The following is a 22377-nucleotide window of genomic DNA, read 5'->3' as shown; positions in this document are numbered from 1 at the left end:
TGCCTATGTTGCCTTCTAGCCAATCATCGTCGGCTCCTCCTGAAAGCACATCATTCCCCTCGTCTCCTAGAATTCTGTCAGCACCAGTACCGCCAAACAGCCAGCCATCGTCGCCGCTACCGCCACGAATTAAATCAGCACCGGCTCCCCCTTCGATCGTGTCCATACCGGCATTACCTTCGAGCTGATCATGGCCTTCCCCCCCGCTGAGATAGTCATGCCCATCACCGCCGGTAACCACATCTGCGCCAGCATCTCCAAAAAGGCTGTCATGGCCGCTGCCTCCTGCGATCGTATCGTCACCATCGCCGCCGTGAATATCATCGTTATCAGCATTTCCTTCAATCTGATCTGCAGCGGCACCGCCATCAATGTGATCAATGCCCTCGCCGCCATAAATTTTGTCGGTCCCATCACCGCCGAGCAGCGTATCGTCATCTCGGCCACCATAGAGGATGTCGTTGCCGCTGCCCCCATGCATTACGTCATGGCCAGCTTCGCCATACAGAGCGTCATTACCGACACCGCCGCTGATCCAGTAGTCATCACCGGCTCCCCCGATCAGAATATCGTCCCCATCACCGCCGTCTAAAGTGTCGTTGCCGCCACCACCAAGCAGTTTATCGTCTCCTTTGCCGCCCAGCAGTTGATCATGTCCATCACCGCCGTCAACCAGATCGTTGCCGTCACCGCCGTCTGCAATGTCATCTCCATCACCGCCATAAAGCCGGTCTTGATCAGCTTCGCCCGTCAGGATGTCGTTATCTGCGCCGCCATTAAGGACATCGTTGCCCTGACCGCCCTCTAAAATATCGTGACCGGCATCACCGTTAATGACATCATCTCCCAGTCCACCAGCCAACCAAAAATCGTTGCCTATGCCGCCGTTGAGAATATCATTACCACTGCCGCCAAAAAGGGCATCGTGCCCCCAACTGCCCAACAAGACATCGTGACCAGCGCCACCGAGAAGCAAGTCATTGTAGCTTTCTGCAGCCTGGACCGAGAAGGAAGAAAAAACTGCTTCGTCAGAACTAGCGGACAGCTTAAATAGGCTTGGTGTGTAACCGTAGCTGCCATCTGGCTCTAGCGTCCAGCCGCTGCCTGCTGCAAAATCACCGTGTAGCAGGTCGTTGTCATCTCCACCAAAGAGAATATCATCCCCAGCATCCCCAGCAATTAAATCAAAACCCGCTTCGCCGCTGAGCCAGGCATCATCGCCGGCTAGGCCATAGATGATGTCATCATCCATCTGTCCAATCAAAATGTCGCTAAAAAGGCTGCCCTCTAGGAGGATGTTTTCAAGAGGATTAGATTGGTTTTTCATGAAAAGCTGTAGGTACTTAAACTGAAAACAAAGACTGAGCTGTGGCGATTGCAAATAGAGAATAGAGTTCTAAGTGCAATCAAAAGTAGAATTGAAAAATTAGCTATTTTCCTTGCAGTAATCAGCCTCAAAAACTACCTAAATTTGTTAGATATTCTGAGAATAGAGCTGAGCAAGGTCTAGCTAAAATGTGTTTCTTGTTACTATTTTTCCCAGGCTTATATTGTCTGAATAGCGGTAATTTCAACTAAAATATAGGTATTAAGCTTAATGATTCTGTGATGTTCATCCCAAACTTGGGTATATTTCCAGAAATGAAAGATTTAGCGAAGAAACAGTGACGACCAACTGCTATCGGCAATGATAAAAATAAATTTTGGTATTAGAAAATATCATTATTTAGAGCATATTGCATATAGAGGGTCGGTTAGGACAGCTGTATAAACGCCTCATCCACGGCTTCCCATAGACTGCTGAAATGCCTCAGATACTTGCGTAGATAGTGCTTTAACCTGGCCCAGAACTTCTCTATCTTGTTGTAGTCCGGTGAATAGGGCGGCAAGTACAACACCTGACAACCAGCTTGCTCTATCAACTGCTCGACTCGCTTTCCCTTATGGAAGCTAGCATTGTCCATCACCACAACTTGACCCGGTTGCAGCGCTGGCACCAGCATCTGCTCTACCCAGCCTTCAAACAACACACTGTTGCAATATCCCTCAAAAGTCATCGGCGCTATCACCTCACGCTCGCACCAAGCAGCCACCATACTGATGCGACTGGTGCGATGGCCTAGCTTAAGTGCATGGAAGCGCTCTGAACGAGGACAGTAGCCGTAGGGGTAGTCTTCGGTGTCATCAACGCCTGCTTCATCGAGGTAAACGACCTGAGATGCTTGGTAGGCTGAGAGCTGTTGCAAAAAGGCTTGGCGCTGCGCTTGGTTACGCTCGCGGTAGCCATAAGTCTTTTTTTCTCGTGTAGTCGATGCGCTTGAGCGCTTTGCCGATAGTGCGAGCGCTCACGGCTTCTGACCATTGCTCGGCCATTTGCTGCTGGGTGAGGTGTCCGCGAGTAGCGGCGAAGCGGCGAAAAGCATTGAGGTCACTAATTATCGGTTCTGGGCCGCGGCGCGTCGGTTGTTTGGGCGCAGCACTACCGGTCGCTTGACGCCGTTTGAGCCAGAGGTCGAGGGTATTGCGGCTGATGTTGAAGAGTTTGCTGACTCGGCTTTTCTTCTCGCCGCGATCGACAGCGGCAAGTGCTTTTTGACGCAGGTCAAGGCTGTAGGCAGCAGGCATAAGATGGAGAGGAGTAGCGACATCTTATGATGTCCTAACTTAGCTTTCTATTGCAATATAACCTTGCGAGCAATAACCCTTTGTACAGCTGCGCTGAAGCTGTGCTGAAATATCAAAAATGGGTAATGCACAAAGATCTACAGAATGGTGTATCAAGCCTGTACTTAACCGTACCCTGCAATATCGTTTTTATCTACGTTTGCCCGACAGAAGCACAGCCCTGAAGCTTGGCTGAATTTCAGAACTCAAGCAATTTGCGTAGATATAGTTAACTGAATCCAGCCATGAGGCTTATGAGAAAGCTGTCAAGCAAAATTCACTTCTAAAACAGAAAAGTCATCTTCTAAGATGGAGCTTTTATTCAGCATTTGAGCTTTAGTTAGCAGCGGTTTAAGCGATGAAGACTGCTCTTCTGTATATTTTCTAAGAAATTCTTTCCAAGCGTTAAATCCCCAAATTTCATCCTTTTTTCCTGTAGCGATCTCAAAGACGCCGTCGCTGAAAAGGTAGAGGCGGCTTTGAGGTAAAACAGTGATTTTTTTGGCTTCAAACGGCATACCAGGAAATAATCCGATCGCAATACCATCGCTATCCAAGCACTGTGTTTGCCACCCCTCGTCAGTTGGCATAATCAGGACGCCGGGGGGATGTCCGGCAGTAGCGAACGTTAGCTCTCGGCTAACCGTATTGTATACACCATACCAACACGTAAAGTAGTCCTCGCCCTCCTCATTCACCTGAAAAACATCATTCAACGCCTGGAGAACGGTGTTGGGCTGATAGAAATCAGCATTTTGCAAAGTGCGCTGCCGCAGAATATTCAGAACTGAAACAGACAGTAGAGCCGATTTAACACCATGACCAGCCACGTCCAACAGATGAAACATTAGGTGTTCGGGATCTAGCCAGACATAGTCAAATGCATCCCCACCTAAAGTACTTGAAGGCTGAAAAAGCGTGCGCAATATGAGACTAGGCTCAGCTTTCGATCCCGCTGAGAACTGTTTTGAATCTTTTGGCAATAAGGATTCCACATACTTGGCAGCCTGCAGTAGTTCAGATTGCAGCAGCTGATTTTGCTGTTGAATTTGTTGCTCAGCTTGCTTACGCTTCATATACTGGCTCAACTGCCTACCCAAAATAGTTAGCAACCGCAGCAGGTCATGCTCAGGCGGTGAAGCCATTTGGCTAAAGAGAACAATTACGCCTAGCTTCTCGATGCCTTGACTCACTGGACAACTGAGTACCGAGGAAAAGCCAGCTCGCTCAGCAGCCTGTTTACGCACAAACGCATCATTCTGGAAAATGTTTTCCACCCAGACTGGTTCATCAGACTGCCAAGACTGACCGGGAATGCCTTCGTTCGGTTCTAAAGCCAGGGTCTTTGTAAAGTCAGCAAATTCTTCTAAAGATGGAATATTGGGATACCAACGTTCTCGACATTTAAGTTTTTGCTGAGAAGTATCCATTTGCCAAAACTCGCCGAACTGGAAGCCTAAACTACCGCATAAAGCCTGTAGAGAGCGGTGAATAGCTGCAGAAGTCTCCGCCGCATTGGAAAGTATCCGAGCAATGGCGTACTCCAAATTACGATACTGTTCACGAATGGTGCGATCGGTAATGTCATTGAGACGCCCTGAGATATCTATGACTTGGTTGTCTGAGTCGGTAGTTGCACATAGCTGAATTTCAACCCAGCGCACCTGTCCCTCTTGATTGAGACAGCGGCTACGGTATCTAAAACAGCGATTGGACTGCTGCCAGGCTTTATCAAACTGCACGCGATGCCGTCTGCGTTCAGCGGGATGCAAAAAGGCTTCAAACGGCATTTCTAAGCTACTTTCTACGCTGTAGCCCATAAGCCGCGACCAGACCGGATTGACAAAAATAAGACGCCCTTTTTTGTCAAGTTGAAAAATAACTTCTTGCAGACTAGTGATCAAAGAACGATATTTCTCTTCGCTTCGACGCAGGAAATGCTCCGCTTCCGCTGAGCGGATCAAGTGCCCTACGCGCCCAATCAGAATCGGCATCTGAACCGGCTTAGTAATATAGTCAGAGACGCCCGCCTCTAAAAAAGCCTCATCAACGGATGACTGGTCGTCTAATCCAGTCACCATCAAGATAGGAACGTATTTTCCTTCATCCAAATTTCGAATCTTTCGACAGCATTCAAAGCCACTCATGCCAGGCATTTTGGCATCTAATAACACCAAAGCAGGAGAAAGGCGCTGATACAGCTCTAGTCCTTCAATGCCGTCTTTTGCCTCAATAACCGAGTATTCAACTTTTTGCAACATCAGCCGCATGTACGTACGGGATACGGCATCGTCGTCAATCAGTAGAACTGTGTTTCTATAGTCATTCATAGCCAAAAGCTTGACGGATCAAACTTGAATGTTATATCTCGCTATTTTGCAAATCGCTCACCCTGAAAAGCTGCACCCTGTCTGGTTGCGAAAAAAGATGCTTACTTTACGTAAATCAACAGCATAGTTTGACTTTCTAAGTATTACCCTCTTTTTCTCTAACTTAGCGATCGAAACAAAATTCAGTATATTCCTGGAATGTGCTAAGTTTGATCGATTTCAAATTTTTAAGCAAAATCGCTAATGCCATTTCCTAAAAATCTCTTGGGTGAAACTATTCATCAACTTTGATTAAGTTCTATTCTTTGAGACAACGCGGGTATCTTGATGAAGAGGCAGTAGCTAAGTAGGACGGTAATGATGAATCATGACTACGATTTTCAATTTCCGCCCACGGTCTGGGTAGTCTCATCCGTTGTGGGGGGTATTTTGACAGGCTTGGGGCTGATTTGGAGTATGGAGTATTTGCGCGATCGCTGGTTCTTTGAGAGCAGCTTGCATCGTAATTCACCTGTCATCTTCACCCATGACGCGACAGTGGCTCCAAAAAACAGTAGCTTTAACTAAAGCCCAGATGGTTTAAATACATTCCTGAGCAAACTTGCTGCATCGTGATTTTCTAATTTCTGAATGAAATTGTGATACTTCCCCTTCAACCGAAAAGATGGGTCAGACTACTTTCGTACTGCTTAGTAGGTTTACTGATATCTTTCTTGACGGCAACCATTCCGGTACCCCCTGCTCCTGCGCAGAATAGTCAGGGTGGGCAGTGTAGTGCTATTACTCAGCCCTTGACGGCAGCGGAAATGGCCTACGCTCAGTCGGCTTGGAACTACTTTGTTGACAACGTTCAGCCTAATACAGGCTTGTCTAACTCAGCCGGCGGCTTTCCTTCAGGAACCTTGTGGGACTTAGGTAACTATTTAGCGGCGATGAATGCCGCTCTGTGGATGGGACTGATTGACCAGGCCGAATTTGACAGTCGCCTGAATCAGTTTTTGACGAGCCTGAGTCAGCTACCGCTGTTTGAAAATACGCTTCCTAATAAGGTCTATAACAGCGCTACGGGAGAGATAGTGGACTATGGCAACAATCCTCTAGAACGTGGGATTGGCTGGTCAGCATTGGATATTGGCCGCATCTTGGCAGCGTTTCATATTGTACGAACCTGTCATCCCCAATATGCTGACTGGCTAGCAGGAGTTGTTGATAGCTGGGACATTGCCGCCTCTGTGCAAGACGGGATGCTCTATGGAGCCACGGTTTTACCGAGCGGTGAAACCTTAAAAGTTCAGGAAGGACGCTTAGGATATGAAGAGTATGCGGCTCGAGGTTACGCCCTATGGGGCTTCGATGTGCCCCAAGCGGTAGCTTATGAGCCGTTTAAGTTCGTAGATATTTATGGGCTACAAATTCCGGTTGATACGCGCAACTATCAAGACACTAACGCAAATAATTACGTTGTCAGTGAGTCTTACATTCTTGATGCCATTGAATTTGGCCTGCAGGGAGAACAAGCGGATTTCGCGCGGCGCGTCTTTGAGGCTCAAAAGCGACGCTACGAAGACACAGGTTTGCTGACGGCTGTCTCTGAAGACAACATTAATCAGCCTCCCTACTTCCTTTACAGTACGGTTTTTTCCAATGGCGTGCCGTGGGCTGTCATTACTGAGGCAAATGAACTGCACCCCGAACTAAGAACTTTATGCACTAAAGCTGCATTTGGCTGGCGCTACGTTTACCCTGAGGACCCATACGCCCAACAAATTTTCGATCACGTCAAGGACACGACCAACTCAGGCAGGGGGTTTTATGCCGGTATCTATGAGTCTGGGCTGTATGAGGCTGAACCTCCCCTCAATGATATTTTGACCGGCAATACGAACGGATTGATTTTAGAAATCCTCTATTACAAGGCAAGAGGATTCCAACCTATGCTGTCGGACAGCGGTGTTCCGACCAGTTCTAGTGCAACTGTGCCTTTCACGCCGGATGAAAACACAGCGGGCAACCCACCACCACCATCAGCACCCACCACCGCGACCCCACCGCCACCGCAAGAAACCCAAATTCCACAGCCAATAGCCGCGACTGCGCCTCCTACTGTTGCAGCCCCGCGGCCACCAGAGACTTCCATTCCACCGGCACCACAAAGCATCGCGATCGCACCAATTCGTCCGGTTGGTCTACCGAAACCTGCCGCCTGTCCTCTGCCTCAGAAAACCCTAAGCATCACGGACAGGCGATATGCTGAGACAGCATGGCAATATTTTGAGGCTAACCATCAACCATCAGGTCTAGTACCAGATCGCAGCGATGTCAACGGCACAACTCTATGGGGCATCGGCGATTATCTCTCGGCCCTCCATGCCGCTCAGGCGATGGAAATCATCACCTTAGACAAGTTTGACGAACGCGTTCGCCACCTCTTAGGCGCACTACAGGAAATTCCTCTATTTGCCGGAGAACTCCCCCACCGGGCCTATAGCACATTAACACTGGACCCGATTGACTATGGTGGCAATGACTCACCAAGCGGTAATGGCTGGTCAGGATTAGACGTAGGACGACTGCTAGCAGCGCTCCATACGCTGAAAACTTGCCACCCAGAATATACCGATGTTGTGGATACTACGGTACTCGATTGGTCTTACCTGAGAGTTGTCCGCAATGGACGTATTGCCAACGCTCATTTAGATCAAAACGATCGCGGGCGCGATCGCATCCGCGTCAAACCGGCTGATATTTTGGGATACGAGGAATATGCTGCTAGGGCATTTCAGCTTTGGGGATTTAACGCCGAACGATCATCTGTTGGCGGAAACTACCTCACAGACAGTATTCAGGGACATGCTGTCCCCGTGCAGCGCTCTCAAGCTGAGCAGCGTAATCGACAAGAAGTCCTGAACACAATCAGTACGCCCTTTATTCTCTATGGTTTGGAGTTTGGCTTTGATCCCCAAATCAACACTTTAGTCCAAGAAATCTATCAGGCCGAAGCGAGTCGCTATCAGGAGACCGGGAACTTCAGCGCCTCTGGCACAACTTTGATTAATGAAGATCCCTATGTCGTTCACAGTACGCTTGTGTCAGACGGTCGGCCCTGGGTCGCGGTCGATGATACAGGAAATGTAATCGAAAAATCTCGGGTTGTTAGTACAGCCGTCGCCTTTGCCTACTACACACTCTTTCCTAATAGCCCGTATGGACAAGAACTGTGGCTGGCTACGCTCGATCTCTATAACCCACTCTTGGGATATTACGAAGGTTTTTACGAAAATGGTGGACGCCGGGCGATTGGCTTCACTGGCGGCACCAATAGCCTGATTTTGCAAGCATTGCTGCACAAAAACACGCACCGAAATCCATTGATTCAACCTCACGTCAATACCAACTCTCCTTGGTGGCAGGCAATTCGAGAAGGCGATCCCTTAGGCTTGGGGCTACCTGAAAGAGATCAGCCGACGATTGAGATGGTGGCAGATGGGCAAACAACCTACTGGATTGCTCGCAGCGCTACCGCTGAGACAGCCAGTAGCGCTGCTGCTGTACTAACGACCTCAAATACGCTGCCTAATGCCAATGACTTATCCACTCCGAACGGAATGGAAGAAATTGAAGCGGATGAAAGATTGCAGCCTGCTCCGGCGATCGCCCAGAACACAACGCCAGCAGTCAATCAGCCTAGCGCTACCCCCTCTTCAGCGATCCTCTCTTTTCCGCTTGCTACGGCAGCAGAATTGCCTAACAAAGAAGATCAGTCTGCTGCTCGTCTAGCTTGGACATATTTTGAAAGCAACTGGAACCCCAGTACGGGCATGGTCAATGGGGTTGATGGTTTAGACTGGGCAACCTGGTGGGATCAGGGCAGCGCTATTTTGGGCCTGCACGCAGCTTACCAATTAGGTCTTCTAGCTCAAACAGAGTTTGACAGCAAGATTTCGCGCTTGCTCAATACGTTACAGACCTTACCCCTACCCTCAACAGATCTACCCAATAAAGCCTACAGCACCAGCACGGCTGAGATGCGGACGCTGAGTAATCAGCCTGATCCTCAGGGAGGTAGCGGTTGGTCAGTAATGGACTTAGCCCGTTATTTTATTGCGCTACACACGCTTGAAGTTCATTACCCAGCCTATCGCGATCGCATTGAGCAGATTAACGCCCGCTACGACCTCAATAAACTAGTTAATGAAGGCTGGTTGTGGGGCAGCGGTTCTAGCCAAAATGGTTTGCAATATTGGCAGGAAGGTCGCTTTGGCTATGAGCAGTATGCCGCCTATGGCCTCAAACTTTGGGGCCTTGAAGCAGAAAATGCGCTCTATAATCCGCCAACCCAAACAGTCACTATAGATGGTTTTGAGTTTGTGATAGATCAGCGCAACCGCAGTAATTCCGGTGCCAGCAACCACCTAACCAATGATCCCTACCTGCTATGGGGCCTAGAAATGGGCTGGCCTGAATCTATTCAGCCTCAAATTGACAATTTACGCAGCATTCAGGCTAATCGCTATGCCCAAACGGGTATTCTGACAGCAGTCAACGAAGATTCCTTAGATCGCGAACCCTACTTTCTCTATTACAGTATTTACGCTGACGGGCAACCTTGGCCTGCTTTGACCGTGCGGGGGCGCAGCCATCCCGAACTGCGCTTTTTAAGTACAAAGGCGGCATTTGCTCTCAGCAGTCTTTTTCCTGATGATGACTACTGCCAAATTTTACGGCGCTCAGTCCAATCTCTAGCTGACGTTGAGCGAGGCTATCTGTCAGGTCGATATGAAAATTCAGATCTAGGCCCTAATCGAGCTATCAATGTCAATACCAACGCCATCATTCTTGAAAGCTTGCTATATCAAAACCGGGGGGGCCGTCCGCTCACTTATCCTGCTTAAAGAACATGAACTGCCAATCCTTTAATCATAGATTTACCAAACCCATTGCGGGACTACTCGTTGGGTTATTAACCGCTAGTTCCCTAACGGCTTGCTCAGGTTCTATTCTCTCGGCATCGCCTCAGAGTTCTAGCAGCTCTGCTACCGCACCACTCCCCTCTACAGAATCGAATCTAGCCTGTAGCGAATTATCAACTCCCCTTTCAGAACAGGAACGCGAGTTTGCAGCTGTTGCTTGGCAGTACTTTGTTAATAATCGGCAGCCAGAGACTGGATTTACCAATGCAGCCGACCAATTCCCCTCAGGCACGCTCTGGGATCAAGGCAATTATTTGATGGCGCTAAATGCAGCCGTCTGGTTGAAACTAATTGACCAAGCCGAATTTGACGCCCAGCTCAATCAGTTTTTAACCAGCTTAGGAGAAATACCGCTTGTTGATGATGCTTTACCCAATAAGGTCTACAACAGCGCTACTGGAGAGATGGTGAACTATGATAATGAGCCAACTTCAGAAGGTCTCGGCTGGTCAGCGTTAGATATTGGTCGATTGCTGACCGCTCTTCATATTGTTCGGACTTGCCATCCCCAATACGATGACTGGATTTCGGGCATTGTTGCAGGCTGGCAAGTTGCCCGTTCTGTTGAAGCGGGACAGCTCTATGGGGCAATCGTAGAATCCGATGGCAAAATCGTACGGCTTCAAGAAGGGCGGTTGGGATATGAAGAATACGCTGCTCGGGGATATGCTCTTTGGGGATTTGATGTGACCGAAGCCTTAAGCCTTGAGCCGATGAAACGAGTGAATATTTCTGGGGTTGAAATTCCAGTGGATACGCGAGATTATGACTCGACTAATGCCAATAACTATGTCGTCAGCGAGTCTTACATCTTAGAAGCGATTGAATTTGGCTGGGATACTGAATTGGCTAGCTATGCAGAAGCGGTATTACAAGCCCAGGAAAATCGCTACGAAAAAACGGGTCAGCTAACCGCTGTTTCAGAAGATAATATCGATCAAGCTCCTCATTTTCTATACAATACTGTGTATGCAAACGATCAGCCTTGGGCGGTAATTACTGAAAAAAATGAGCCTTACCCGGCGCTGCGGACAGTGAGCACCAAGGCCGCATTTGGCTGGTACTATCTTTTTCCGGAGAAGCCCTACACGCTGAAGCTTATTAATCTTGCAGAAGATCTGCAGTCTCATAATGAGGATGGCTTTTATGCTGGAATCTATGAAGAGACGGAAGATATTAATACTATTCTGACAGGTAATACTAATGGTCTCATTTTAGAGATTCTCTATTACAAAGCCTTGGGGGGAAAACCAATTTTAGAGGTAGCTAGTAAACAGCGTTAAACTCGTCGGTGGAGTCGCCCCCGGCGATGGCTAAATATCAGGTAATGAACTGCCCTGAAATTCAGGAAGTGGCTCAAACCTTTGTCACTGCTAACACCTATGACCGTTGTGGCGTCCCTCTCAGACAAGGTCTATCGAACAGGACGAAAGGCCACCGATGAATTTAAGCAGCGAATGCCGATTCTCTTCGACGAGTTCTTGCCAGGATGAAACTATGTGGCAAGCCCCAAGCTACCTAATTCTGGATATTATTCAATCCTCATCCCTTAGCTTGTATAAAGCTCTGTTGAATGAGCGATCGCTTTCCAAAATTAACCTCTATAACTAAGGTTATTTATTGGGAAAAAGCACACTTCATGATTTTTCGCACTGGCACGCTCATTGCGCTTAGCGGATTTTTGGGTGCGGTTTCAGGGCCGATTCCAGCTGGAGCAGTTCATCATCCGCGTTTCAGCTCAGCAGCTTGGCAGACTGACGGGTGGATAGCTCAGGAGCCGTCAGAATTTGAATACGAGGAGTTTGACTTCTGGGCTGAGCAGTGCCGGCTGCTGAGCGAAGATACTGACTATACAAAAACGTTGGAAACCTGCGAGCAGGCGATCGCCCTAGAGCCAGACGAGGACAATATCGATCTGTGGGCAGCCCGCAGCTACGCGCTGTTTCAACTGGGGGAGTATTTAGAGGCGATCGCCTCCTATGGCCGCATCCTGCAGGTAGCGCCACGAGATTCCATTTCCCTGGCCTACCAGTGCGCCGCCTTTTATCAGCTCAACCGCTATGACGAAGCCGTAGATACCTGCGAATCAGCTCTGCAAATCAATGGTAGCTGGAGCGATCGCTCCCCGGCCATAGCCTGGTACTACCGGGGTCTGGCGCTGCAATCATTGGGCCGTTTAGAAACAGCCTTGGACTCTTTTGAAAGGGCCTTAGCGGTAGAGCCGGAGGACGTGATGGCCAAAGCTGGGCTATGTGTTTTAGCCACTGAGCTATATCCCTACGCAGATGAAGTGCCCCAGGTCGAGCGATGTTCCCTCAATCTGGCTGTAGATACCTATGAGCAGGCGCTAGCAGTGAATCCTGATGACGCAGCGCTCTGGGTGGAGCAGGGACTGGCCTTAGAGCAGCTAGGTGATTATGAACGAGCCCTGACCTCCTATGAGCGGGCGATCGCTCTGCTACCAGACTATTCCCTGGCGCTGGCGCATCAGTGTGCTGTGCTAACTGAGCTATCGGAGTATGAGGCGGCGGCAGCAGCCTGCGAAGCGGCGCTGCAGGGTAACAACAATTGGGGCCGCGCTGGGGAGGCAGCCGGTTCTGCTTACGGCTGGGCGCAGCAGGGTGCCGCGCTAATTGGCCTAGGGGACTACGAAGCAGCGCTGGCAGCGGCAGAACGGGCGATCGCCATCAAACCTGACTATCCAGCGGGTTGGAACAATCAGGCTGTGAGCCTGTGGCATTTAGACGATGCGGCAGCAGGCTTAGCCAAAATTGAACAGGCGCTGACGCTCTATGATGAGCTGTTGAGTTTGTATCAGGACGATCGCAACATACCCGGAGAAGCTTTTGAGCGAGATTACGCCGAGCTTCCCGTCTTTTTTCACAGAGGGCGTATTCTAGCGCTGTTTAACCACGGGCGGATTTTAACTTCGCTGGATGATTTTGACGGAGCGATCGCGGCTTACTTGACCGCTATTAGGCTCCACGCTGAGCAGCACCGGACCTGGGGATTCCCCTTGCTAGATCAGCCGCTCCTGGCTAACCTCTACGCCAACCACGCAACGGCTCATATTCTCTCACCTCAAATCATGGAGAACAGTTGCGCCCAGCGCAGCGGGCAACTGGAAAATGCTATAAGCTCTGCCAGCAACGCTGCCAACCTTCATCCCGATGCCTTTGCCAACCAGTACACCCTGGGTCTGGTACAGCTCTATAGCTGTAACTACTGGTCAGCCCGCGAGGCTTTTAAGGCTGCCCTAACGCTAGAACCGGAAAACGTCTACGCTGTGACCGGCTTGGGTATTGCCCTAACTGGCTTGCAAGCCCGCCAAAGCGCCGTCGAAACCTTTGAACAAGCCCTGAATCTAAATCCGGACTATACGCTAGCCCAGAGCTGCCGCGACTACCTACTGCTAGCCTCAGCCGAAACGGCTGGTGGCTTTGGTGAATGCACCCAATGGCTACGGTAGGCTAATCCACCCCGTCTACAATTTCTAGCTCGTAGGTACAAAAAGCGGGCTTTTCCTGCTCAATAATGCTGCGCACTAGGGCTTCGTCTATCTCCCTAGCCTGCTCTGCTGTAGCAGGCCGTAGCACCACCGAAAAGTGAAAAGACCGCCCGCCGCCTAAGGTTGGCTCGTCAGCTAGCACCACGTCTCCCAGCGTAAACTCAATCTCGCCAGCATCTTTAATTTGAATATGGTCTTCGCTCAGCGGCAGCCCCGTACACAGATGCAATGCAAACTGCAGCCCCCGACGGCTGCCGCGCCACTGATACAGCTCCACGGCATGACGAATCAACCGCCGCTGCTGCTTGAGTTTCCAGCGCGGATTCATCGGCCAGGCAACCCACTCGGCCAGAAACGGCAACAGCGCTTTGGGCGCCGTCAGCGGGTCAAGATAGGCCCAAAACGTATCAAGCGTTTGCACCGTGGGGTCAAATGCCTGCTCAAAAATTGTCAGAAACCGGCCTAGAAATTCAGACTGCTGGTAAATTTCTGGCAAAAAATCAAGATAGCCGCACAGGGGCCGGACGTGAAAGCTGACGGCCTGATAGCCCACCAGCTGCTCTCGATCTGTCTGGGGCCGACTGGCGTAGAGATAAAGCTGGCCTTGGTATTGTTGTTCTAAAGCTTCCTGAGCGACTAATGCGGCTTGCTCTTCAAAGAAATCTGCTGGTACCTGAAAGGTAATATTTTTTTGCAGTGTCTGTTTAGGGGACAGCACAAAGGGCTGGGTTTGCCAGGGCACGTCGGGGCTAGCTGGCGATCGCCAGTCTAGTTCGGCGCCATTGAGATAAATCCAGTCGGCCGGAAAGTTATTTTTCAGCTTCAGCGTGAGCTGTAATTCCTGATTACCCAGGTTTTGTAGCCGCACGCCAAATTCTCCCAGCTTGCCTGGCAGCAGCACCAGATGAGTTGTGGCCTGCTCCGAGCCAGTGCCAAAGGGGACGACATCCACGGCTACGGGCATTTCAGCCGAAATGACATCCAGGCTGACTGTGGGACGTGGCTGGGAAGATGAAGTCATAGCGTGCTTAGGTGATTAGCTCGATTACGTGACCTGTTTCTAGCTCGTTATCCGCCCAAGAACAGGCCACTTCCAGCGGGCTGAGCGAAATCACCCCCTCTGGAATTGGCAAGCTGAGCCAGCGTCGTTCTTCACCGTATGGGCGCAGGCTAAACAGCTTTACATGCGCTACATAGCTCACCGTAGGTAGGCTCTGCAATAGCGCAATAATATCGGAGACCTGCACCGCTCGGCCCAACGGCCAGCCAGTTTGCTCAAAGCCGCCGGTAATGGGATTGAGAAAGTGATAGAGGGCTGCTTTGATCTGGGGGCTGACTTCAGCGGCAGCTTCTGGATTTCTGTATTGGGGTTGCAGCAACACTTCGGCCACCACCTGCACACCGACGAGCTGAGGCGGCTCTGGCTGCACTCGAATGCCGAGGGCTTTGTGCAAGTCAATTTGACGCGTTAGCTCCCGTTTTAGGGTATCGTCGAGTAAAAACTGGTCGGGATGAATGCCTCGCTCTAGCGATCGCGCTTCAGTCGGCAAGTCGGGAATCACCAGCAGCCGCACAACGCCTGGCGTGGTTAGATCTGGCAGCGTTATTGTGTGGGCGCGGTAGATAGGGCGGGGTAGCTCCAACCGGCGGGCCAGATGTTCAAAATCTTCTGGCGTCAGCGCCGTCTTGCGGGTGCGCAGCAGGGCTGGAACTCGCATCACCGCGTCGTCTAAAGATTCGGCATCAAGACCACCTTCCGCTCTGACATAATTGATGACGCTTTTGACGTAGGGAATCGAAGTTTTCATCACCGTCAGCTTTTCAGCCTGTAGGTTGCCGCGACTGCCGCCTCCCACTCGGTAGCGGCTCATATAGATTTCAGCGCCTAGCGGCGGCACTTTGCCATATTGCCTTTCTAAAGCGCGATCGTCTGGATCGAGAACTGCCGGTAGGGCGGCGCTATCAGGGGCCTGGGGGGAGCGCGATCGCACGGGGCGTCCCCAAGACTGTAGCCGGCTGCGCTCATAGGTTTGCTGGGCAATCTGGGACGGCTCGCGGATTAGGGGACCAAACTGGACTGAGCCGGTTTTAGAATCTAGCAGGTAGTGGCAGGTTTGCTCATTCGAGTCGGCCAAGTCGGACACTTCTTGCCAGTCTTCACGTTCGCCATTAGGCAGCCTCAGCCAAATATGCTCTTCCGGCAGGCGGCTGAGTACCGACTGGCCCTCTAGCTCAAAGACCTGTCCTGGCTTGCCGTCGCTGACACCCAGAAACTCCTCGCTCACCTGCACGCACTCACTGGCCGACACGGTGCCGCCAATCGATCGCACCTGCAGGCCGATAATTTCGGGCGATCGCTCATAGCCATACTGATCCGGCGCAGAAATTTCATACACGCAGCGAATCCACTGGCCCTGATAGCCCCCCCACTCAGTCACCGGCCAGTGCTGGGGCAGGTGCAAAATCACGTCGGCTCCTTCCTGCTCCGGGTTGGGTGCGGCCTGACCGAGCTTGTCAAAGCTGAAACCTTTAGTACGATCGTCCTGTTGCTGGCGCAAAATGCCGTCTACCCAGCGATCGCCGTTCCAGGCTTGCCACCTAAGCGGCGGATTGTCAGTGTTGATGCCGGTGGTCACGGCAGCGGGGCCGCGAAAGGTAAAAGCGAGGATATTGCCCGCGATCGCATCGGTAGGCAGTTCGGTTTCGGCGCTAGCGGGCCGGTGCAGCCCTGCTGGTTCTAGAACTAAATAGAAGCTACTGCCGGGCTGACAGGGTTCAAACAGGTTAATGGCTACTGCTAAATTACCCCACTGCCGCGTTTGCTCAGGGACTGAATTGCGGAAGCGGTTGCTTAAATTCTCTGCTGTAGGGCGATCGCTGAGGGTGGGCGATCGCAGCAGGTGCTTGATCTGCGGCTGCCCAATGATCAGCGCCTGGTCTGTCGTGAAAATGATCGCTTCCTGGGTTGCGGTACGGACGGTAGCTACTTCAGTCCCCGCTGGAATGCTTTTTGGCTCAGCTTGGGCTTTGGTGAGGTAGAACGTCAGCGCAGTTTGGGCCGGACGCGGTGGCTGCAGGCGAATACCGAGCAGCTCCAGCAGCGCCACGTAGTGACGGCGGGGCACCTGATTAAAGCGGTAAAGCATCTGGTGTACAAGCCAGGAAAACAGCTCAATCAGGGTGATGCCTGGATCGCCTGGGTTGTAGTTAGTCCACTCTGGGCAATAGCGCGGAATCCGCAGCAGGCACTCTTCGACTAGCTCTTCAAAGGTGCGATCATCTAGGTTGGACTTGGGGAGTTGGGGCAGAAACTTCGCTGCTTCTAAATACTCAGGTTCCATAGTCAGCCGTCTCTTCTCCAGGGGGCAGTAGGTAGAACGGATACACCAGGCTACGGGTGTCGTAGCTGTCTTTGGGTTGATAGATAATGTTGATATTCACCTGACCGCTGGTGGGATCTGGCTCGGTGACAATGTCTCGCAGATAAATGCGCGGCTCCCACATTTCTAAGGCTTCTTGCACATAGAGGCGAATCAGCAGCAACACCTGGGTATTCATTGGCTCAAATACCATCTCAGATAGGCGAGAGCCAAAGTTAGGCCGGTAGACCCGCTCACCGAGTTTAGTCCCCAGAATAATGCGGATGGATTCTTCTAGGTTGACCGTACCGCTGCTGAGTTGCAGGCTACCCTGCACGTTGGTACTAATGGGAAAGGCTATACCGGCACCAATGTAGTCGTTGGGTAGAGGGTTGAGACTAGAGGGCATGAGGCATTGAGAGCGATCGCATGACTCAAAAGTTGATTAAGGGTAACATGCAAATCTTGGATAGGGACTATGATTCAAACATCTTTAAGTAACGAGAGAATTGTGCAAAAGGCGATGTGGTACTAAGACTCAACTAAGGCGATCGCGGCTTCGGCGTTCATGCCGTATTTAATGACGGCTTCAATTCCAGGAAGATATTGATCCATTGTGAGGACACTGGTATAAACAAGCTGTTTGATTGAGGCTTGGGAGAGGCGATCGCCCTCAACGTCAAGGCTGGTTTTGTAACGGATTTCGCCATCACCGAAGTCAAGTTCAAAGTTGCCGATGATTAAGCCGTAGTTGGCACGGGTGAGAAACTCGGCCATTGGCGGGCGGCGATCTGGAGGTGAGGTGATGGGGCTGATGGAATAGAAGACGGCTTGCTGCTGTTGTTCTCTGGCTTGGGCAATGCAGTTCCATTGGCCGTTGTTGCCTGCAAAGGCTAGGCGGAGGGAGGTTTCGCCTTTGAGGCGAGTGAATGACCAGTCATGGAGGGATATCCAGCAGATTTGGTTGCGCGTAGGCTTCAGGGCAGGCTTGCGGCGCTGCCGGTTCGTCTATATCTGTCTCAGCTTCAGCGGCAAAAGGACGCTTTTGAAACAGCGGTGATGGGGAGGATTGGGGTTGGCTGGAGAACTTGGTGGTAAACTGCCGACTGTCCACCATGTGTGCGTCCTCGGAGTGCTGCGATCGCGATTCAATCCCTACCTGCGGCCATACTCGTCGATCAAACTACTTCTTCAGCTCAGTTTCTTTTTTCTCCTCTGGCTCAAGCTTAGTTTTCAGCTCGTCCTTCTTCTCCTCTTTTTTCTGAATCTCTTTGTCGGCTTCGGCTTCAACGGCTTCGGCTTCAGCTTTAGCTTGGAGCTGCTCCTGTTCTTCATCGCCTACATCTTCAATGGCGGCGATCGCCTCATCTTCTTGCTTGGCCTGCACCGCTTCTTCTTTTTCCTCATCCGGCAGCGCAGATTCTTGAGGCATCAGGTTCAGCTCATCCTGCCGCTTTTCAGCGTCCATTTGCTGGCGCTGCAGGGTGCCGCGAGGTGGTTTCAGGTTGGCTTCGTTTTGCCGCATCTGCACAGACCCCGTACCAGCAGCCGCTTGACTACCTGTCGGCGGATAAAGGGGAATGTCCATCACACCCGGACTGGAACGGGCAATGCGATCTTGCTGGGCCTGGTTGATATCGGGAGCGGCGCTATTCATTTCAGTCGGAAAAGGCCGCGGCGCAAAGCGCGATCGCCTCTGCCCAGCTTGCTTAGTTTTACCAACTCCTGAGCCCCTACGTCTTGCTTGAATTTGTCTTTTCATGAGCCATCCCCGTTGTTTCAGGTACTAGACTTCAGATCATTTCAGAGCAAAGAAACGATGTTCAGCCGCCGATCTGCACGTTAGGGCACCCGCTTGTAATACTATTTGGTGGGCCTAAAACTTCCAAAATCATGTCGCCCTGACGACACGCTGGCAAACCATTGATCATTACCGTAGCGCTGCCCGTAATAACGACACCCGGTCCATCAACACAAAAAGGTACAGGAGAAGGTTGAACGCAGGCATGAATGTCAGCCCCGCCGCTCATACTAGCGAGCTCAGCGGCTGCTTCCTCCTGCTGTGCAGATTGCTCTTCTTCGGTCGGTCCTTCTTCACCTTCTTCAGGTTCCGGGGGTGGTTCTTCGGTTGGGGGTGGCAGAGACGCTACTGCGCTCAAAGGAATACCTCGCCAGGCGGGTTGACCGCCGATCATGACGTTCAAACTGCCTGGTCCTCCGGTCAGAACTGGGGGAGTGAGATGGGCTACGGTATCGCCAATTCTAGCTGCTGATTGTCCCATTTTGTTTCTTTCCTCCGTACTTATTTAATAATAAATAGAATACTGTTAATTCAAATAAATCATATTTCCCCTAACCGTAATATTGCCATCAGCGGTAATATCCATATCTTTTTTGGCGCTGATCTTCAAATTTCCGGTTGAGCTAATACTGATGCTGCCATCACTATCGTTCAGATAGATTTGATGCCCTCCTTTAGTAGTAATTTTTACACCTGCTTTACTGTTGCCTTTGTCCTCCTCAATAAACTGAATCTGGTGTCCCGTGCGGGTTTTGAACGTACGCAAACGTACCTGGCCGTCGCGGATATTATCTGCTACAGAATTAGGCGGTGTATCTTTACCGTTCCAAACTCCACCTAACACGTAGGGGCGATGAATATTGCCATGCTCAAATGCAATTAAAACCTCGTCATCAATTTCTGGCAAACAGTCAAAACCGCGATTATTGGCCGCTCCAATACTAACAACCCTTGCCCAGTTGCTGTTGTGATCCTCGGTCAAAGTTGGCAGTTTCACCTTAACGCGGCCTAGCCCGTCTGGATCTTCATTGTCGGTCACAATGCCGACCAAAAGCGTTTGTCCTGGGCGCAAACGCGCTTCCGGCGCTAGCGTAGTCAGCAGATCGCCACTGCGCAACCCCCGCACGCAAAATTCTGTTGTGTAAACCCTTTCAGCGTAGACATGGCGAGTTTCTGTGACATAATATTTGCCGCTGTAAGGGCCTAAGTCTTTTAGTTCAATGAAAACGCCGGGGCGGATTTTGGGATTGCCTTCGCCTTTAGCATCTGCAACGATAAATTGACCGCCGAGTTCGTTGCAAAGGGCCTGAGCGATCGCGTCTGCTTCTTTAGGCTTAAAAACTGGCTGATCTACTACGATCATTCTTGGCTCCGCTTTCATACCGTCAAAAGCCGTGTTCACATCATTGCTTCTTTTTTCATTCTGAAAATTTTTCTGTTTTTGAATTTCTGTATCCGTAATCAGCTTTTCAGACTTAGCTGTTGAGATAATGGGCTTTTTTGTGATGTAATCCCAGGCGCGTACCTCAACTTCTTGTACTTGCTCAGTGCTAGTGAGCCGCACGCGAAAGCTACGAATATCCTTGAGCCAAACTAGTTCAAAAGGATCGCTAGCGTCGGGCTTACGAAAGTTGAGCTTGCCGTCTTGGATAAATAACTCAAAACCAATTCGATTAGCCCGCTCTCGCAGAAACTCCATGTTGGTTTGATTTTCTTGGAATAGATAGTCATGAGGCTCGCCGCTATCATCAACTGTAGCGAGGTCAATGCCATTTTCTTTCGCAATTTTTTCGACGGCATCGCTGTCAGTCAAATTTTGAAAGGAGCGATTGTAACGACCGCGATGGAGTCGATGCGAGACGTCATAGCCTCTAATGATAATAGGGGCTTGCGTCCGTTCGGTAAAATGCGCTTCGATAGACGTAATTTCTCCCTGAATGAGGGGAGTATCTTCTTGCTGCTGACCACTTTTTTTAGAAGATTGCTCCTCCGCCTGCGTCAGACTGGGGTCAAAGCCAATGGAAACAGTATCGCCAATTTCAAGCTGTTTGACCTTGCGCCAAGGTTCATCCTGATCGGTTCCTGGCTGATAATCATTGCGGATGACCAGCGTAAACAAACCTGGACGATGCAAGCTTTCTTCAACAGTAATTTGCAAAATGTTTTCTGCAAGCTCTGTTTCAGCTTCTTCATCGTTAATTTTCAGGACAGGCAGGGCACGGTAGTTAACAGTCATAGCCGGAATACTTTGAATATAGAGCTAAACTTAAATAAAAAGAGAAAATCTGCCTAATCAACGCTTTTGCTTACGGCTTTTCTGATTATCAGTTTTCGGTGTCGGTTTAGCAGAAGGAGAACTAGAACTGTTGTCAGGTCTATCAGTTTCAACTAGGGTGAGACTATCAATCACGGCTCTCACAGGCGTACCGTCTGCTAGAAACTTAGTTAGCTTGTAGTTCAGCTTTTCAATAAAGCAATAGTCTAAATATGTTTTACCCCAGGTGAAAGTATAAACGGGTGGTTTTTGCTCCTTTTGCTCTTCACTAACAAAATGAACGGCTGCTTGTAAATCTTTAATATGCTCTTCAAAAACGTCTTTGCCTGATTCGTAAGTGTCGAACAAAATATTCGAAATAGTTATTTTTTTAGGCGGTATATTCGAGAAATTGACTTTTTGTTTACCTGTTCGCTGCGATCGCGCGCCTGGATTAGACGAAGTTTCCACGGTATTCTCAAAGGCTAGTTCTTTGGGATTGAACATAAACTTGATTTCTGCGGCTTTCCCCTTTTCCCAGGGAGTTAAGGTAGCTTTTGCGACTTTTGTCATAACGGTCTCCTGCGTTAGAGTGAGTGACTGAGGAAATAAGGTTGACGATCTTTGAGCAGTTCGAAGTGATCGCGATACAAGGCATAAACTGTCTGATACAAGTCCGATATGTTCTTGTCGATTACTAAGCTATTGGCCTCTAGTTCAAGCCAAAGCTGCCCCGGCTGACTCAGCCCTTGTCCTGCTTCTGTTTTTGCTGCTGCATCTGACCAATCGCACGGTGCCGTCTGGTCTATCCACAGCGAGGAGCTAGTTGAACGACCATAGTGAAACTCTTGCTCAATTTCTAAGCGCGATCGCAGCAGGCTATACATAACGCGCGCCAGAATTTCTAGCTCCGCTTCCCCGATGGCAACCGAGCTACGCTGTCCGGGTATAGGAGGCGTAGAACTGTCTGATGCTGGTGCGATCGCTTCTACCGCACTCTCTGGAATGTCCGATTCCGTTTCAGTTGTCTCTGCGATCGCTGTTTCAGGTGCTGATGGCTCAGGGGTGATCTTTTCAACTTCCATATCGGCCTCTAACTGAAACTGGTCCTGCCAGGACGCTGTAGCGGGGGGGCTGCTGCCTAGGCTGAACTGGGTTTGCCAAGGTTCATCTGTGGCTTCGATGCGGCGCTGGAGGGGGGAACGGGTGCCGAGGGGATGGGTGAGGTAGCGGTGGGGAAGGGGAGGAGAGGGGAGAGTTGGAGAAGGTGATGGAGCGGGCAGGGGAGCGGGCGATCGCTGGATTGGGGACTGGTTGTTATGGGCATCAGGCGGGGATAGAGCGGGCGATCGCTGGGCTAGGGGTTGGTTTTCTGGATTAGGTGAAGCTGGGAGTTGAGGTGTTGGATTGGGCTGAGAAGGCGTGAGTGAAATGGGGGATTGTAGCTGTGGGGATGGCGTCTCTGGCGATCGCGGTTGAATAGATTCAGCA

At 50.5% G+C, this 22377-nt stretch carries 15 protein-coding genes and 2 pseudogenes; 4 read left to right on the top strand and 13 right to left on the bottom strand.

Going from position 1 to position 22377, the window contains the following annotated elements; translation table 11 throughout:
* From QJQ48_RS26430 to QJQ48_RS26420, 3 genes and pseudogenes are all read right to left on the bottom strand, one after another.
* A partial coding sequence (locus QJQ48_RS26430) for a calcium-binding protein (protein ID WP_346294232.1) occupies positions 1 to 1327 on the bottom strand: 1327 nt, incomplete at its 3' end.
* Between the two features lie 427 nt (positions 1328 to 1754).
* Positions 1755 to 2625: pseudogene (locus tag QJQ48_RS26425) on the bottom strand (IS630 family transposase).
* A 305-nt stretch (positions 2626 to 2930) separates the two neighbouring features.
* Positions 2931 to 4994: a SpoIIE family protein phosphatase gene (locus QJQ48_RS26420; protein ID WP_346294231.1), complete on the bottom strand. Its 2064-nt coding sequence runs from the start codon at positions 4992 to 4994 to the stop codon at positions 2931 to 2933.
* 357 nt (positions 4995 to 5351) lie between these two features.
* Between QJQ48_RS26420 and QJQ48_RS26415 the strand changes: the two genes are divergently transcribed.
* From QJQ48_RS26415 to QJQ48_RS26400, 4 genes are all read left to right on the top strand, one after another.
* Positions 5352 to 5561 carry a hypothetical protein gene (locus QJQ48_RS26415; RefSeq protein ID WP_346294230.1) on the top strand — a complete coding sequence of 70 codons (210 nt, stop codon included), beginning with the start codon at positions 5352 to 5354 and terminating at the stop codon, positions 5559 to 5561.
* 68 nt (positions 5562 to 5629) lie between these two features.
* Positions 5630 to 9886 (top strand): DUF3131 domain-containing protein, encoded by a 4257-nt coding sequence (locus QJQ48_RS26410; protein WP_428843101.1) that lies wholly within the window; start codon positions 5630 to 5632, stop codon positions 9884 to 9886.
* 5 nt (positions 9887 to 9891) lie between these two features.
* Positions 9892 to 11247: a DUF3131 domain-containing protein gene (locus QJQ48_RS26405; protein ID WP_346294228.1), complete on the top strand. Its 1356-nt coding sequence runs from the start codon at positions 9892 to 9894 to the stop codon at positions 11245 to 11247.
* A gap of 356 nt (positions 11248 to 11603) precedes the next feature.
* Positions 11604 to 13433: a tetratricopeptide repeat protein gene (locus tag QJQ48_RS26400; protein WP_346294227.1), complete on the top strand. Its 1830-nt coding sequence runs from the start codon at positions 11604 to 11606 to the stop codon at positions 13431 to 13433.
* A 1-nt stretch (position 13434) separates the two neighbouring features.
* Here the strand turns inward: QJQ48_RS26400 and QJQ48_RS26395 are convergent, their stop codons facing one another.
* The 10 genes and pseudogenes from QJQ48_RS26395 to QJQ48_RS26350 all read right to left on the bottom strand — a co-directional run.
* Positions 13435 to 14493 (bottom strand): phage tail protein, encoded by a 1059-nt coding sequence (locus tag QJQ48_RS26395; protein WP_346294226.1) that lies wholly within the window; start codon positions 14491 to 14493, stop codon positions 13435 to 13437.
* A gap of 7 nt (positions 14494 to 14500) precedes the next feature.
* A complete protein-coding gene (locus QJQ48_RS26390) occupies positions 14501 to 16813 on the bottom strand; it encodes a putative baseplate assembly protein (RefSeq protein WP_346294225.1) in 2313 nt (770 codons plus the stop codon).
* Positions 16803 to 17240 carry a GPW/gp25 family protein gene (locus QJQ48_RS26385; RefSeq protein WP_346294224.1) on the bottom strand — a complete coding sequence of 146 codons (438 nt, stop codon included), beginning with the start codon at positions 17238 to 17240 and terminating at the stop codon, positions 16803 to 16805. Before QJQ48_RS26385 ends, QJQ48_RS26390 begins: the two co-directional genes overlap by 11 nt.
* 122 nt (positions 17241 to 17362) lie before the next feature.
* Positions 17363 to 17782 (bottom strand): type III secretion system chaperone family protein, encoded by a 420-nt coding sequence (locus QJQ48_RS26380; protein ID WP_346294233.1) that lies wholly within the window; start codon positions 17780 to 17782, stop codon positions 17363 to 17365.
* Complete coding sequence (locus QJQ48_RS26375; protein WP_346294223.1) at positions 17769 to 17948, bottom strand: hypothetical protein; 180 nt, start codon at positions 17946 to 17948, stop codon at positions 17769 to 17771. Before QJQ48_RS26375 ends, QJQ48_RS26380 begins: the two co-directional genes overlap by 14 nt.
* Before the next feature lie 66 nt (positions 17949 to 18014).
* Positions 18015 to 18488 carry a hypothetical protein gene (locus QJQ48_RS26370; RefSeq protein WP_346294222.1) on the bottom strand — a complete coding sequence of 158 codons (474 nt, stop codon included), beginning with the start codon at positions 18486 to 18488 and terminating at the stop codon, positions 18015 to 18017.
* Positions 18489 to 18654: 166 nt separating this feature from the next.
* Positions 18655 to 19113: a PAAR domain-containing protein gene (locus QJQ48_RS26365; RefSeq protein ID WP_346294221.1), complete on the bottom strand. Its 459-nt coding sequence runs from the start codon at positions 19111 to 19113 to the stop codon at positions 18655 to 18657.
* Between the two features lie 45 nt (positions 19114 to 19158).
* Positions 19159 to 20868 carry a VgrG-related protein gene (locus QJQ48_RS26360; protein ID WP_346294220.1) on the bottom strand — a complete coding sequence of 570 codons (1710 nt, stop codon included), beginning with the start codon at positions 20866 to 20868 and terminating at the stop codon, positions 19159 to 19161.
* Between the two features lie 57 nt (positions 20869 to 20925).
* Positions 20926 to 21459 (bottom strand): CIS tube protein, encoded by a 534-nt coding sequence (locus QJQ48_RS26355; RefSeq protein WP_346294219.1) that lies wholly within the window; start codon positions 21457 to 21459, stop codon positions 20926 to 20928.
* Positions 21460 to 21473: 14 nt separating this feature from the next.
* A pseudogene (locus tag QJQ48_RS26350) lies at positions 21474 to 22377 on the bottom strand (hypothetical protein); the annotation flags it as partial.

It is taken from the genome of Sphaerothrix gracilis Ecp01, assembly GCF_030405905.1.
In the GTDB taxonomy this organism is placed as follows: Bacteria; Cyanobacteriota; Cyanobacteriia; order Phormidesmidales; family Phormidesmidaceae; genus Sphaerothrix; species Sphaerothrix gracilis.
The sequence above is the reverse complement of the archived record's forward strand: the minus strand, read 5'-3'. Positions and strand labels throughout refer to the sequence as shown.